General features: G+C 71.1%; 15 protein-coding genes. 7 read left to right on the top strand and 8 right to left on the bottom strand.

The annotated features are described in order from the left end of the window. Positions 1–17: 17 nt before the first annotated feature. Positions 18–1,127, bottom strand: coding sequence for an SAM-dependent methyltransferase (locus tag ACTIE5_RS03135; RefSeq protein WP_439548234.1), 1,110 nt, complete (start codon positions 1,125–1,127; stop codon positions 18–20). Positions 1,128–1,287: 160 nt separating this feature from the next. Here ACTIE5_RS03135 and ACTIE5_RS03130 point away from each other — a divergent pair, with 160 nt between their 5' ends. The 3 genes from ACTIE5_RS03130 to ACTIE5_RS03120 all read left to right on the top strand — a co-directional run bounded on the left by ACTIE5_RS03130 (position 1,288) and on the right by ACTIE5_RS03120 (position 4,645). Next, entirely contained in the window at positions 1,288–2,898 is a 1,611-nt protein-coding gene (locus tag ACTIE5_RS03130) for an ABC transporter substrate-binding protein (protein WP_439548233.1), read from the top strand. Further along, positions 2,895–3,803 (top strand): alpha/beta hydrolase, encoded by a 909-nt coding sequence (locus ACTIE5_RS03125; protein ID WP_439548232.1) that lies wholly within the window; start codon positions 2,895–2,897, stop codon positions 3,801–3,803. Before ACTIE5_RS03130 ends, ACTIE5_RS03125 begins: the two co-directional genes overlap by 4 nt. 92 nt (positions 3,804–3,895) lie before the next feature. Further along, complete coding sequence (locus ACTIE5_RS03120; RefSeq protein WP_439548231.1) at positions 3,896–4,645, top strand: FadR/GntR family transcriptional regulator; 750 nt, start codon at positions 3,896–3,898, stop codon at positions 4,643–4,645. Positions 4,646–4,667: 22 nt separating this feature from the next. Here the strand turns inward: ACTIE5_RS03120 and ACTIE5_RS03115 are convergent, their stop codons facing one another. Further along, positions 4,668–5,435 carry an SDR family oxidoreductase gene (locus ACTIE5_RS03115; RefSeq protein WP_439548230.1) on the bottom strand — a complete coding sequence of 256 codons (768 nt, stop codon included), beginning with the start codon at positions 5,433–5,435 and terminating at the stop codon, positions 4,668–4,670. A 46-nt stretch (positions 5,436–5,481) separates the two neighbouring features. Between ACTIE5_RS03115 and ACTIE5_RS03110 the strand changes: the two genes are divergently transcribed. Continuing rightward, positions 5,482–6,429 carry a 2-hydroxyacid dehydrogenase gene (locus tag ACTIE5_RS03110; protein WP_439548229.1) on the top strand — a complete coding sequence of 316 codons (948 nt, stop codon included), beginning with the start codon at positions 5,482–5,484 and terminating at the stop codon, positions 6,427–6,429. Between the two features lie 18 nt (positions 6,430–6,447). Here ACTIE5_RS03110 and ACTIE5_RS03105 read toward each other — a convergent pair whose 3' ends face one another. After that, positions 6,448–6,885, bottom strand: a complete 438-nt coding sequence (locus tag ACTIE5_RS03105; RefSeq protein WP_439548228.1) for an OsmC family protein — start codon at positions 6,883–6,885, stop codon at positions 6,448–6,450. 139 nt (positions 6,886–7,024) lie between these two features. On the opposite strand from ACTIE5_RS03105, the gene ACTIE5_RS03100 reads away from it, so the two are divergent. Then, positions 7,025–7,699, top strand: coding sequence for an RraA family protein (locus ACTIE5_RS03100; RefSeq protein WP_439548227.1), 675 nt, complete (start codon positions 7,025–7,027; stop codon positions 7,697–7,699). A gap of 55 nt (positions 7,700–7,754) precedes the next feature. Beyond that, positions 7,755–8,960 (top strand): Coenzyme F420 hydrogenase/dehydrogenase, beta subunit C-terminal domain, encoded by a 1,206-nt coding sequence (locus ACTIE5_RS03095; protein ID WP_439548226.1) that lies wholly within the window; start codon positions 7,755–7,757, stop codon positions 8,958–8,960. Here the strand turns inward: ACTIE5_RS03095 and ACTIE5_RS03090 are convergent. The 3 genes from ACTIE5_RS03090 to ACTIE5_RS03080 are packed head-to-tail and all read right to left on the bottom strand — an operon-like array spanning position 8,932 to position 9,953. After that, the gene (locus ACTIE5_RS03090) at positions 8,932–9,315 is read right to left on the bottom strand and encodes a hypothetical protein (protein ID WP_439548225.1); all 384 of its coding nucleotides are present in this window, start codon (positions 9,313–9,315) and stop codon (positions 8,932–8,934) included. The genes ACTIE5_RS03095 and ACTIE5_RS03090 overlap by 29 nt on opposite strands. Before the next feature lie 30 nt (positions 9,316–9,345). Continuing rightward, positions 9,346–9,636 carry a hypothetical protein gene (locus ACTIE5_RS03085; protein WP_439548224.1) on the bottom strand — a complete coding sequence of 97 codons (291 nt, stop codon included), beginning with the start codon at positions 9,634–9,636 and terminating at the stop codon, positions 9,346–9,348. Positions 9,637–9,638: 2 nt separating this feature from the next. Next, entirely contained in the window at positions 9,639–9,953 is a 315-nt protein-coding gene (locus tag ACTIE5_RS03080; RefSeq protein WP_439548223.1) for a plasmid stabilization protein, read from the bottom strand. A 170-nt stretch (positions 9,954–10,123) separates the two neighbouring features. Between ACTIE5_RS03080 and ACTIE5_RS03075 the strand changes: the two genes are divergently transcribed. Beyond that, positions 10,124–10,897 carry an SDR family oxidoreductase gene (locus ACTIE5_RS03075; RefSeq protein ID WP_439548222.1) on the top strand — a complete coding sequence of 258 codons (774 nt, stop codon included), beginning with the start codon at positions 10,124–10,126 and terminating at the stop codon, positions 10,895–10,897. Between the two features lie 268 nt (positions 10,898–11,165). Here ACTIE5_RS03075 and ACTIE5_RS03070 read toward each other — a convergent pair whose 3' ends face one another. Beyond that, a complete protein-coding gene (locus ACTIE5_RS03070) occupies positions 11,166–12,620 on the bottom strand; it encodes an aldo/keto reductase (RefSeq protein ID WP_439548221.1) in 1,455 nt (484 codons plus the stop codon). Positions 12,621–12,660: 40 nt separating this feature from the next. Next, complete coding sequence (locus ACTIE5_RS03065; protein ID WP_439548220.1) at positions 12,661–12,858, bottom strand: hypothetical protein; 198 nt, start codon at positions 12,856–12,858, stop codon at positions 12,661–12,663. Between the last annotated feature and the right edge of the window lie 68 nt (positions 12,859–12,926).

The following is a 12,926-nucleotide window of genomic DNA, read 5'->3' as shown; positions in this document are numbered from 1 at the left end:
GATGCGCGGGGGGTTCCCTACCCCCCCGCGCGCACGATCAGCCCGACGGAGGTCACGGGGAAGCCATCCACCGTCAGCCGCAGATGCGGCGCGGCGGGGAAGGCCAGGGCCGGGTGGGGCTGGAAGTCGTAGGGCGGGACATCGATGAACCGGTCCAGCAGGCCCGTTCCAGCATCGGTGTCGAGCGCCAGCAATTCATGGCCATCCGCCGCCAGGCGGCGGGCCAACTCCTGGAAATGCCGGGGCTGGAACAGGACGGTGGGCCAATTGTCCACCGTCTCCCCTTCCGTCTCCAGGTTCATTTCCGTGGTGTGGGCGGCGATGCCGCCGGGCTTCAGGCAGCGCACGGAATTGCGGACGAATTCCAGCCCCTGCTCGATGCTGCCGACATGTTCGAAGGAACACATCGACCAGCAGAAATCGAACTGGCCGTAGAGGTCCTCCGGGATGGCGTTCATGTCCACCGGGCGGAAGCGGCAATTGGCCAGGAATCGTTCCCGCCGCACCAGATTCGGGCGCAGCAGTCCTTCCAGCGACGCCGCGTGCTGGTCGGTCTGCGCCCAATTGTCGGCGCGCATATCCTCCCCGGCCAGGTCGGTGGCGAGGACCTTGATGTGCCGGCCGGCGAGGTAGGAGGGGGTGAGTTCGGTGCCGACGGCGAAGCCCAGCCCCTGCGCGCCGCTGCGCAGCTGCCCGCCTTCCCACAGCGCCTGCAGGACGAAGCCGTATTCCCAGATCTTGCGGCTGTAGAAGGGCACGATCTGCAACTGGCCGCACCAGAAGCGCAGCCATTCCGATTCGATATCCGCCTGGGTGCAGAGCTTGCTGGTCAGCCCGATGCGCGTCGCCGTGCCGGGAAGCGTGGCGCCGGGGCCGGCCTTGCCCTCGGCGTAGAAACGCTCCGCCAGGGCCAGGCCCATGAGCTTGGTGTTCCAGCGCAGCGCCGCCAGTTCCTTCAACGCCATGGAAAGCGGATCCCGCGCCGGGGTGCCATCCGGCGCCAGGCGGGAATGCAGGCCGAGGCGCTTCAGCACCTGGTCCGCCACCGCATCCACCAGCGGCGTCGTGGCACGGTCCAACGTGCGTGACGCCCAGGCCGCGGCCTTGTCCCTGGACCCTTCCTTCATCGTCCTGCCACCACGCTGCCCGCCATCCTTCAGCCAAACCGCCCGGCATGATCGGCCAAGCGTCGTCACCCCAGGGATAACGGCTTTGCAGCCCCGCGTCTGCGTCGGGTTGCGCCGGGCGGTGGGGGGGCCATGATCCGCGGCCACGGGAAGCGGAGGGATGCCGATGCGGCGGGTGTTGTTGGCGGGGCTTTCGGCCCTGTGCCTGGCGGGTGGGGCGGCCTCCGCCCAGACGCTGCGCATCGCGATGGCGGCGGAACCGACCTCCGCCGATCCGCAGCACTACGCGGCCGCGCCTAATTCCACGCTGCACGACCACATCTTCGAAAGCCTGGTGGAGCTGGATTCGCGCCTGAAGGCCGGGCCTTCGCTGGCCACCGGCTGGACGCGGCGGGATGACCGGTCCTGGGTGTTCGACCTGCGGACCGGCGTGCGCTTCCACAATGGCGCGGCCTTCACGGCGGCGGATGTCCACTTCTCCTTCTGCCGGATCGTGAACAACGAGAGCGAGCTGGCATCCTCCTTCTCCTCCACCATCCGGCGCCTGGCGCGGGTGGAGACGGAGACGCCGCACCGCATCGTGATCACGACGCGGGAGCCGGAGCCGCTGCTGCCGTCCGATCTGTCGAGCGTGCGGATCATCAGCGCGGGCGGCGTGGCCCCCAGGGCCGTGACCTATGATGGCGCGCAGGGCTGCGGCGGGCGGGAGGGGCCGTGGCCGACGCTCGCGCAATTCAACGATGGCAGCGCGGCCATCGGCACGGGGCCCTTCAAGCTGCGCAGCTTCGGGCGCGGCGGCGTCACGGAACTGGTGCGGAACGAGGATTACTGGGGGCCGAAGCCGCATTGGGCGGAGGTGCGGCTGCAGCCCGTGACGGCGGCGGGGCCGCGGCTGGCGGGGCTGCTGGCCGGCGACCATGATGTGGTGGAGGCGCCGTCGACCGCCGATATCCCGCGGCTGCGGGGCAATGCGGCGATGCGCCTGGCGGTGGCGCCGACCACGCGGCTGATCTTCCTCCAGTTGGACCAGCGGGAGGTCGCGCCCTTCGTGAATGGGGGCGTGGGCCCGAATCCGCTGCGGGATGTGCGGGTGCGGCAGGCGCTGTCGCTCGCCATCGATCGGAATGCCATCACCCAGCGGGTGATGGACGGGCTGGCGGTGCCGGCTTCGCAGTTCCTGCCGGATGGCATGGTGGGCACCATCCCCGGCCTGCCCGTGCTGCCCTACGACCCCGCCCGCGCCCGCGCGCTGCTGGCGGAGGCCGGCTACCCCAACGGCTTCACCCTGACGCTGCACGCCACCAACAACCGCTACGTGAATGACAGCCGCATCGCCCAGGCACTCGGCCAGTATTTCACGCGCATCGGCGTGCGGGCGGAGGTGGATGCCATGCCGTCCAACGTGTTCTTCGGCCGCCGGGCCCGGCGCGACTTCTCGGTCCCCATGGGCGGCTGGTCCGCCAGCGCGGAGGAAACGCTGCTGTTCTTCCGCATCTGGGTGGCGAGCCTGGACCGCGACCGCGGCATCGGCACCAGCAACTACAGCGGCTGGTCCGACCCCGCCTTCGACGCGGATGCGATCCCGGCGCTGACGACGATGGAGGACGGCGCGCGCGGGCGGCTGCTGCAATCCGCGTCCCGCCGCGCGCTGGAACAGATGCCGGTGCTGCCGATCCATTTCGAGAGCGCGGTCTGGGCCTTCCGCCGGGGCCTGCGCTTCGAGGGCCGGATGGACCAGACCACCCTGGCGCAGGAGATCATGCCGGAATGAAGACCCCCCTCGCCCAGGCCCCCCTCGCCCAGGCCCCCCTCGCCCAGGCGCTGTCCGAGGCCGGGCGCGCCGCCATCCCCTGGACGGATGGCGCCTGCGACCTGGCCAGGCCGCTGACGCTGCACACCTACCGCGCGCCCGGCTTCACGCCGGACAGCCCGGTGGTGCTGGTGAGCCACGGGATGCTGCGCAACGGCGATGACTATCGCGATTTCTGGGTGGAGGCCGCGGACCGGCACGGCCTGCTGATCGTCGCCACCACCTTCGGCGATGCCGCCTGGCCCGGCGCCGGGCCCTACAATAACGGCCTGGTGCTGGACGATGCGGGCGCGCTGCGGCCGCGCGGGGCCTGGGGCTACGGCATCCCGTTGCGGGTGTTCCAGGCCTTGCAGGCCGCCGGCATCACGCGGCGCGCAAAGGCGCATTTCTTCGGCCATTCCGCCGGCGGGCAGTTCGGGCACCGGCTGATGTCCACCCAGCCGCATGAATTGCTGGAGCAGGCGACCGTCGGCAACCCCGGCTGGTACACGCTGCCGACACTGGAAAAGCCGTTTCCGGAGGGGATGGGCGGAATCGGGCTGGGCGATGCGGAGGTCGAGGCCCTGCTGCGCTTCCCCATGACCATCCTGGCCGGCGACCGGGATACGGAGGTCGGGCCCTCCCTCCCCTCCAACCCCGAGGCGCTGGCCCAGGGGCCTCACCGATTCGCCCGGGCACACAACTACCTCGCGGCCGGGCGGGCGGAGGCGACGCGGCGCGGCGTCGACTGTGCCTGGAAGCTGGTTCCCGTGGCGGGCATCGGCCATGACGGGCGGGCGATGTCCCGCGTCTGCGCGGCGCTGTGGTTCGAGGGGCGGCTGATCTCGGCCGAGGAGGCGGGGGTGGCGGCGGTGGGAGCGGCCTGAGGCGCCCCGAATTGACGGGCCGGGCCCGGCGACGTAGCGTCGTCAGGTCATATGATGACTGATCCCTCCTGCCCCGCCCGGGGTGTTCCCGCATGAGTGGCCGCCATATCGGCATGGCGCCGCTCCGTTCGCCCGCCAACCTCACCGGCGCGCTGGTGCATCGCCTGGCGGAGGAAATCCGCAGCGGCCGCCTGGCGCCGGGCGCCCGCCTGCCGACCGAGCAGGACCTGATGCGGGAAGCCGGCGTCAGCCGCACCGTGGTGCGGGAAGCCGTAGCCGCGCTGCGGGCGGAAGGCCTGGTCTTCACCCGCCAGGGGGTGGGCGCCTTCGTCAGCGACCGGCCCGGGGAGGGCATCTTCCGCCTGACGCCGAGCGAGGCGGAGGGCTTGCAGCAGGTCATCCAGGTGCTGGAACTGCGCCTGGCCTTGGAGGTGGAGGCCGCCGGCCTGGCCGCGTTGCGCCGGGACCAAACCGGGCTGGCCGCGATCCGGGAAGCCGAGGCCGCCTTCGATGCCGCCATGGCATCGGGCAGCGACGGGGCGGAGGCCGATTTCGCCCTGCACCGCGCCATCTTCGCCGCCACGGCCAACCCGCATTTCCTGCGGCTGCTGGAAGTGCTCGGCCGGCACGCGATTCCCCGCCGGGCGCTCGGCCTGGTGGAGCGGAGCGACGGGGAGCGGCGCGCCTATCTGGAACAGGTGCGGCGGGAGCACAGGCTGGTGGCGGAAGCCATCGCGGCGGGCGATTCGGCCGCGGCGCGGGACGCCATGCGCGGGCATCTGGAAGCCGCGCGGGAACGCTATCGGCGCCTGGCGCAGCAGGCGGGGGCGGCGGCGCAGTAGCACGCGCCGCCCTCACCGCGCGTCACACCACCGCCGTCATGCCGCCATCGACGTACAGCAGGTGGCCGTTGACGAAGTCCGACGCGGCGGAGGACAGGAACACGGCGGCGCCAACCAGTTCCTCCACGCGGCCCCAGCGGCCGGCCGGCACGCGCTTGCACAGCCAGTCCGTGAAGGCCTCGTCCTCCACCAGCACCTTCGTGAGTTCGGTGGCGAAGTAGCCGGGCGCGATGGCGTTCACCTGCACACCGCCCTTGGCCCATTCGGCGCAGAGCGAGCGCGTCATCGTCCGCACCGCGCCCTTGCTGGCGGCATAGGGCGTGATGGTGGCGCGGCCGAGTTCGGATTGCACGCTGGCGATATTCACGATCTTGCCGTGGCCGCGCTTCAGCATGCGGCGAGCGCAGGCCTGGGCCATGAAGAACACCGCCTCCACATTCACGGCCTGGACCTCCCGGAAGGTCTCGGGCGTTACCTCGGTGGCGGGGAAGCGGCGGTTGATGCCGGCGTTGTTCACCAGCACCTCGATGGGGCCGACACGGGCTTCCAGCTCCTCCACCGCGGCATCCAGGGCGTGCGGGTCCGTCACGTCGAAGCCGGCCTCCGTCACGTCGATACCCTCGGCGGCCAGGGTCTTCGCGGCCTCCCCCAGCGCCTTCGGGTCGCGGCCGTTGAGGATGATGGAGCCGCCGGCCTGGCCGAGGCCGCGGGCGAGCGCGAAGCCGATCCCGCGGCTCGACCCCGTGATGAGAATCCGGCGACCCTTGAGGTCGAACAAGCCTTGCGTCATCGACGCCTCCTGCCATTGATGGCCGGGGACGTTGCGGGGAAATACGATGTCGGACAAGCCTGGGCTGCTGCTGGTTGGCGAGCTTCCCGAATGGGACGTGGCGGCGCTGGAGCAGGACTTTCACCTGTTCCATTACTGGCGGGCGGCAGACAAGGCGGCGATGCTGGCCGATGCGCGTGACAGCACCGTCGCCATCGTGACGAAGGGCGAGATCGGTGCGGACGCGGCGCTGATGGATGCGCTGCCACTGACGAAAATCATCGCCTGCTACGGCGTCGGCGTGGATGCCATCGACCTCGATGCCGCGCGGGCGCGGGGCATTCCCGTCACCAACACGCCGGATGTGCTGACGGAGGAGGTGGCCGATTTCGCCATCCTGCTGATGCTCGGCGCCGCGCGGCGCGTCCGCCATGGCGATGCCTGGGTGCGCAGCGGGGATTGGGCCAGGCTCGGGCCGATGCCGCTCAACACGCGGGTTTCCGGCAAGCGGCTCGGCATCGTGGGCCTCGGCCGCATCGGCAGCGCCATCGCGCGGCGGGCGGAGGGCTTCGGGATGCCGATCTCCTACAGCGCGCGGGCGAGGAAGGAGGGCGTCGCCCATGACTGGTACCCGACGCCCGCCGCGATGGCGCCGCATGTCGATGTGTTCTGCATCGCAGCCGCCGGCGGTGCCGGCACCCGCGGCCTGGTGGATCGCGCGGCGATCGAGGCGCTGAACCCCGGCGTGATCTTCGTCAATGTATCCCGCGGCACGGTGGTGGATGAGGCCGCGCTGCTGGACGCCTTGCGCGCCGGGCGGATCGGCGCGGCGGGGCTCGACGTGTTTCTCAACGAGCCGAACATCGACCCCGAATTCCTCACCTTCCCGAACGTGCTCCTGCAGCCCCATGCCGCCAGCGGCAGCTTCGAGACGCGGAAGGATATGGGCCGCCTGATGCGGGACAATGTCGCGGCGGCGATGGCGGGAAGGCCGCTGCCCACGCGGATCGCGTGAGGGCGGCCTCCCCGGCGCTCACGCGGGCTCGAACACCGTCTCCAGCGTGATGTCGGCCTTCAGCAGCTTGGAGACGGGGCAGCCGGCCTTGGCTTCCTCGGCCAGCGCCTTGAAGGTCGCCTCATCCGTGCCGGGGACCTTGGCGCGGAGGCTCAGCGCGACGCGGGTGATCCGAAAGCCCTCGCCCTCCTGCTCCATCGTGACCTTGGCGGTGGTGTCGAGGCTTTCCGCCGCCAGCCCGTCCTTCGCCAGGCGGAAGGCCAGCGCCATGGTGAAGCAGCCGGCATGGGCGGCGCCGATCAACTCCTCCGGGTTCGTGCCGCTTCCGTCGCCGAAACGGGCGTTGAAGCCGTAGGGCGCTTCATTCAGCACGCCGCTGGCGGAGGAGATGTGGCCGGTGCCGTCCTTGCCGCCGCCGGTCCAGTGGGCGGATGCGCTGCGCATGACGCTGGCCATGGGGGATGCTCCTGTCGTGGTTCCAGGGGCTTCATCGCGCGGCGGCGGCGAAAGGCGGCATGACAAGGCCGCGCGCGGGCACCTTGCCGGGCCGGGGGCACGCCTGTAGGGCGAAGCCATCCCAGCCCTGGAGATCCCCATGCCCGCCGGTTTCCGCATCCTGCCCCGCGCCCGCGCCGTCGCCCCCGCCATCGTGGAGCGGTTCCGCCCCCTGCCCGTCGCCAATGTGAGCGACAGCATGGCGCGGATGTTCGCGGCCGGGCCGCGCATCCGGCCGATGCACAAGGGCGGCGTCATGGCCGGGCCGGCCTTCACCGTGAAGACCCGGCCGGGCGACAACCTCATGGTCCACAAGGCCATCGACATCGCCAACCCCGGCGACGTGGTCGTGGTGGATGCGGGCGGCGACCTGACCAACGCCATCATCGGGGAGCTGATGCTGGCGCAGATGGTCAGGCGCGGCCTGGCCGGCATCGTCATCAACGGCGCCATCCGCGACAGCCTGGCCCTGGCGCAGCAGGATTTCCCTGTGTTTGCCGCCGGCGTCACGCATCGCGGCCCCTACAAGGACGGCCCGGGCGAGATCAACGTCGCCATCGCCATCGACGGCATGGTGATCGAGCCCGGCGACATGATCCTGGGCGATGATGACGGCTTCGTAGCCATTGGCTTCGACGACGCGGAAAAGGTGCTGGCCGCGACGGAAGCCAAGCAGGCCGCCGAGCAGAAGCAGATGGCGCAGATCGAGGCCGGGACCATCGACCGGTCCTGGGTCGACGCCACCCTGAAGCGCCTGGGCTGCGAGGGCGTGTAGCAACTGCCCCGCGCTTCCCCTAGCCTTCGCTCGAATGGCTGGGGGAAGCGCAGGGATGGGGTTGCAGACACCCGTGATCGGGCCGGCCGTGCCGCGCGGCCTCTGCACGGATTGCGGCATCTCCCGCAGCAGCGATCCGAAGGCCTGCGGCCGCGCCTGCCAGTTCATCAAGCCGGACTACCCCGCGCTGGAGGCGCAGGTGCATGGGCGCGCGCGCGATGCGGCGCGGCCTGATGAACTGCATTTCGGCCCACATCGGCGGATGGTGAGGGCCAGGCTCGCCAACCCCGCGCCGGGCGCGCAATGGACCGGCATCACCACGCGCATCGCCGAACGCCTGCTGGAGACCGGTGCGGTGGATGCCGTGCTGTGCATGGCGCCGGACCCTGCGGACAAGTGGAAGCCCATGCCCGTGCTGGTCACGAAGGCCGAGGACATGGCGCTCTGCCGCGGCATGCGCATGGGCTACGCGCCGCTGCTGGCCCTGCTGGAACCCGCCCGCGCCGCCGGCCACAAGCGGATCGCCCTGATCGGCATTCCCTGCCAGGTCTATGCGCTGCGGGCGCTGGAACGGGAACTCGGCTTCGAACGGCTGTTCGTCATCGGCACGCCCTGCTCCGACAACACCACCACGGACAATTTCCACCAGTTCCTGGCCCTGCTGGACGAGGCGCCGGAGACCATCACCTACCTGGAATTCCGCGCCGACTTCCATGTGGAGTTGCGCTTCGCCGATGGCCGCACGCGGGAAATCCCCTTTCTTCAATTGCCCATCAGCCAACTGCCCGGCGACTTCTTCCCGCTGACCTGCCGGACCTGCGTGGACTACACCAACGTGCTGGCCGACATCACCGTCGGCTACATGGGCGGCCAGGGGGAACAGTGGCTGCTGGTGCGGAACGAGCGCGGTGAGGAATTGCTGGCGCTGCTGGGGAATGAGGTCGTGACCAGCACGCCCGGCAGCGCGGGCAAGCGCGGCGGCGCGGTGAAGGGTTTTCTCGCGAACACCGAACGCGCCGCCGGCGGCCTGCCGCTGCGGCGGATGCCGGATTGGCTACGGCCGATCGTGGGCTGGCTGATGCCGCGCATCGGTCCGCGCGGGCTGGAATTCGCCCGCGCGCGGGTCGAGATGAAGGCGGTGGAGACCGTTCTCCATCTTCGCCGCGCCGAACCGCGGCGGATGAAGTCGATGATCCCCGCCCATGTCTGGGCGCTGGTGGCGCGCTACGGCGTCACGCCCAGGGACACCGAACGCCGCTGACCGCCATCGGGCGGATGATCCCCGGCGAGGCCGGGGAGATGTCCGGTACCTCCATCGGGCCGGCCGGCCCCGGCACCTCGGGGCCCGGCGAGGGGTCCGGGATGGGCGCGCCGCGACCCGGCCCAGGGAAGCCGGGCGGCGGTTCCGGCGGGGGCTGGAGCGGCTCGGCCGGCGGCGTTGCCGGGCCGGGTTCCACCTGCGGCAGGCCAGGCAATTGCGGGATCGGCGGCGGTGCCTCCGGCGGGGCGGCCGGCTGGGGTTCCAGCGGCGGCAGGCCCGGCAGATCGCCCGGAACCGGGTCCGGCGAGGGGGTGGGGTCGGAAAGGACGGGGGCGATCCGGCTGGGATGGGTCATGCAATCCCAACGCGGAAGCCGCCCCCGCGTTCACCGGGGCCGGGGTGAAGGATCGCCGCCCGGGGTGCCCGGTGGCGGGATCACCGGCGTCGTCCCCGGCCGGGGCACGGGCGCCGGGGCCTGGATGCCGGGATCGACATTGCCGGGCGGGTGCAGGACACCGCGGGGAATGCGCGGCTGGACGGGCCCCTCGATCACGTCATTGCCGCGGGGGCCGTCGCCGCGGGATGGCGGTTGCGCGGGGCGCTCCGTCCGCGGCGGGGTCTGCGCAGCGACCGCCACGGGCAGGACGACCAGCGCGGCCAGCAGGAAGGGGCGCATGGTCAATGCAGCTTCGCCGCGGCGTTGCGCCGCCTGGTCTCGGCGCCCTTGCGGGCGGAGGCGCTGCGCTGTTCCGGCGTGCGGGCGGCGGCCGCCGCACCACCCTTCTTGCCGCCCCGCTTCGCCGAAACATGGGTGTCCGGCACACCGCGGCCGGAACCCGAGAGGTTGCCGCCGCCGGTCTGCTTGTTGACGGTCGCCCAGGCACGCGCCTCGGCTTCCTCCGGCGGGACGCCCCGGGCCTCGTAGCCTTCCTCGATATGCTCGGCCATGCGCTTCTGCTTGCCGGTGTATTTCGACTTATCGCCGCGGGGCATGGAAGACTTCCTTCTGCGACCTGCCGCCTCAACCCCGCTTCGTGCCGAGGGTTCCGGCCACGAAGACCAGCCGCACCAGCGCGTGGGCCAGGCCTGCCTTGCTGCCCGCCTTGCTGCCTGGGCCCACCCGCGCGACCCTGCCGCCCAACTCAAGGGACGGGACTCCAGGCATGGATCTGCGGATCAAGGACGATTTGGCTCTGGTCGTGGGGGGCAGCGACGGGATCGGCCTGGCCACCGCCAAGGCGCTGGCGGAGGATGGGGCGCGCGTCACCATCGCCTCCCGCGACGCCACCGCGCTGGCGGAGGTCGCGACGGGCCTGGGCATGGATCACATCGCCTGCGACGCGACGCAGGCCGAATCGGTGGATGCGCTGGTCTCCACCTGGGAAGTGCGGCACGACAGGCTCGATATCCTGGTGATGGCCGTCGGCGGCAGCCACCGATCGCCCTTCGAGAAGCTGACGGATGACCAGTGGCGGCAGAACTGGGAGTTCAACATCCTGGCCACCGTCCGCGTGGTGCGCGGCCTGCTGCCCGCCCTGCGCCGCGCCGGGGGCGCCCGCGTGGTGCTGTTCGGCGCCGCCGGCGCCCGCATGCCCTATGCCGAGCAGATCGTCTCCAACGTCCACAAGGCCGGGCACATCGCGCTGGTGAAGACGCTGGCCGCCGAACTCATCCCGGAAGGCATCCGCGTCAACGCGGTCTCCCCCGGCCGCACCATCACCCGGCTGTGGCGCAACCGGGCGGCCACGATGGCCAAGGCGGAAGGCACGACGGAAGAAGCCATCCTGGCCCGCTTCGCGGAAGACATCCCCCTCGGCCGCTTCGGCGCCGCCGAGGAAATCGCCGACGTCGCGGCCTTCCTCGCCTCGCCGCGCAGCAGCTACGTGGTCGGCCAATCCGTCGCGGCCGATGGGGGGATCGGGCGCGGGCTGCTGTGAGGACGTAAGGGCGCGCCTTGTGGGTCCTGGAGAAGGGCCTCCGGCCCCTCTCCAGACCTCACCCCGCCAGGGGCCAGCGGGCCCCTGGACCCCAGGCTTTGCATCGATGGGTGATGGGAGGGGCACGACGCGCCCGCTTGTTCGACGGTCCTTCGGCGCCCCTCCCATCACCCATCGATTGAAGGGGGATCAAAGGGGCCGCTGCCCCTTTGCGGGGAAGGGGTACGGGGAAGGGGCGGAGCCCATTCCCCGTGCAACCGGTGCCGCCCTACCCCACCACGGCTTCCGCCTCGATCTCCACCGCATACGGCCCGACGAGGTGTGCGACTTCGAGCAGGGTGTTCGCCGGGCGAGCGGTTGCGAAGACGCGGCCGTGGACGCGGCCGACGGCCTCCCAGTCATTGGCGTCGCGCAGCCAGATTCGTGTCTGGATGACGTCGTCCATGGTGCCGCCGAGGGTTTCGATGGCGGCGGCGATCTTGTCCAGGATGTAGATGGCCTGGCCGCCGGCGTCGCCGGGGCAGACGGTGCTGCCATCGGTGTGGGTGGCGGTGGTGCCGCTGACGAGGATGCGGTTGCCAACGCGCACGGCGCGGCTGTAGCCGCAGGAGGCTTCCCAGATGCTGCCGCTGTCCACGCGAAGCCGCCCGGGGCGGAATTCCGTCGCGTTGTAGATCTTCGGCAGGCTGTCGAGGTGATGGCTGAGGTCGCCGGAGGCCGTCAGGTAGGGCGGCTTGCGGTATTCGTCGCCGCAATCGCCGGGGATGGGCTGCGTTTCGCCGAAGGCATGGCGGAGGCGCGCCAAATCGTCCTCATCCAATGCGAAGGAGAACAGGCGCAGATTGTCGGCGCGGTGCTCGGCTTCGGTCAGCCGGGCGCCGAGGATGACGGCGCCGACGGCCGGGTGTTGCAGGGACCAGCGGGTGGCGACGTTGCTGAGCGAGACGCTGTGCTTCTTCGCGATGGCGTCGGCTTCGCGCAGCAGGCGCTGGAAGGCGGGCCAGCCGCCCATCGCCTCGATGAAGCGGCGGTACTTCATCTTGGACCAGTCGGTAATGTCGGCTTCCGCGGGTTCCTCCGCGCCGAGCCAGCGTTCGGAGAGGAAGCCTCCGCCGAGGGTGCCGTAGGCCAGGATCTTCACGCCATGCGCCAGGCAGAAATCGGACATGGCGCCGGCGGCGCGGCGATCGAGCAGGGAAAAGCTGACCTGGTTGGTGGCGATGGGGATGCCGTTCTTCACGGCGACGCGAAGGTGGTCGGTATCGAAGTTCGTGACGCCGATATGCTTCAGCGACCCGTCGGCACGCATCGCCGCCATTTCCTTGAGGGCGTCGAGCCAGGCGGGGTGGCGGAAGGACCACCAGTGGAACTGCATGAGGTCCGGCACGCCGCCGAGGCGTTGGATGCTGCGACCGACGCCCTCCCGCACGACCTCCCTCGTCATCGGCCCCGGGGTCGGCACCCATTTCGTGAAGACGGAGGCCTGGCCGCCGAGGGCGCGAAATCGGGAAAAAATCTCCTCGGCGCCGCCGTAGTGGTCGGCCATGTCGAAGCTGTCGAAGCCCGCATCGGCGTATTCGGCCATGGCGGCCGCAGCGGCGGCGTAGTCCAGCGTCCGGCCATCCCGTTCCTGGTCCGCGACCTGCCAGAGGCCGGTAACGACGCGGCTGGCGGGCAGGCCGGGGGCGAGGAGCGTGCGCGGGGGGCGGGGCCGGTGGGGCATGGTCAGGGTCCTTGAGATTCCGCGCGCGCCGTGTCGCCGGTCAGCGGTCGCGGAGAGAACGGAGCAGGCCGCCGATCGCCCCGGCCGACGCCTCCGCCAGGGCATCGCGGGGCGCCTTGGCGATGATGGGCGCGGCGTCGCCGACGATCAGAACCGTTTCCGTGACGGGCAAATTCTCCTGCCGCCGCGGTTCCGGCTGGTGTCTGGGCATCGAGCCGGTGGTCGGGATCCGGGTCATGGCGCGCTCCGCTGTCGGGGTGGTCGGGCTGCGCGGAGAGTGGGGAGGGCGGCGGAAAGAAGCGGTTG

Origin of the sequence: Falsiroseomonas sp. (genome assembly GCF_051859025.1) — a bacterium.
Classification (GTDB): domain Bacteria; phylum Pseudomonadota; class Alphaproteobacteria; order Acetobacterales; family Acetobacteraceae; genus Falsiroseomonas.
This window is presented reverse-complemented; position numbering and strand designations above follow the sequence as displayed.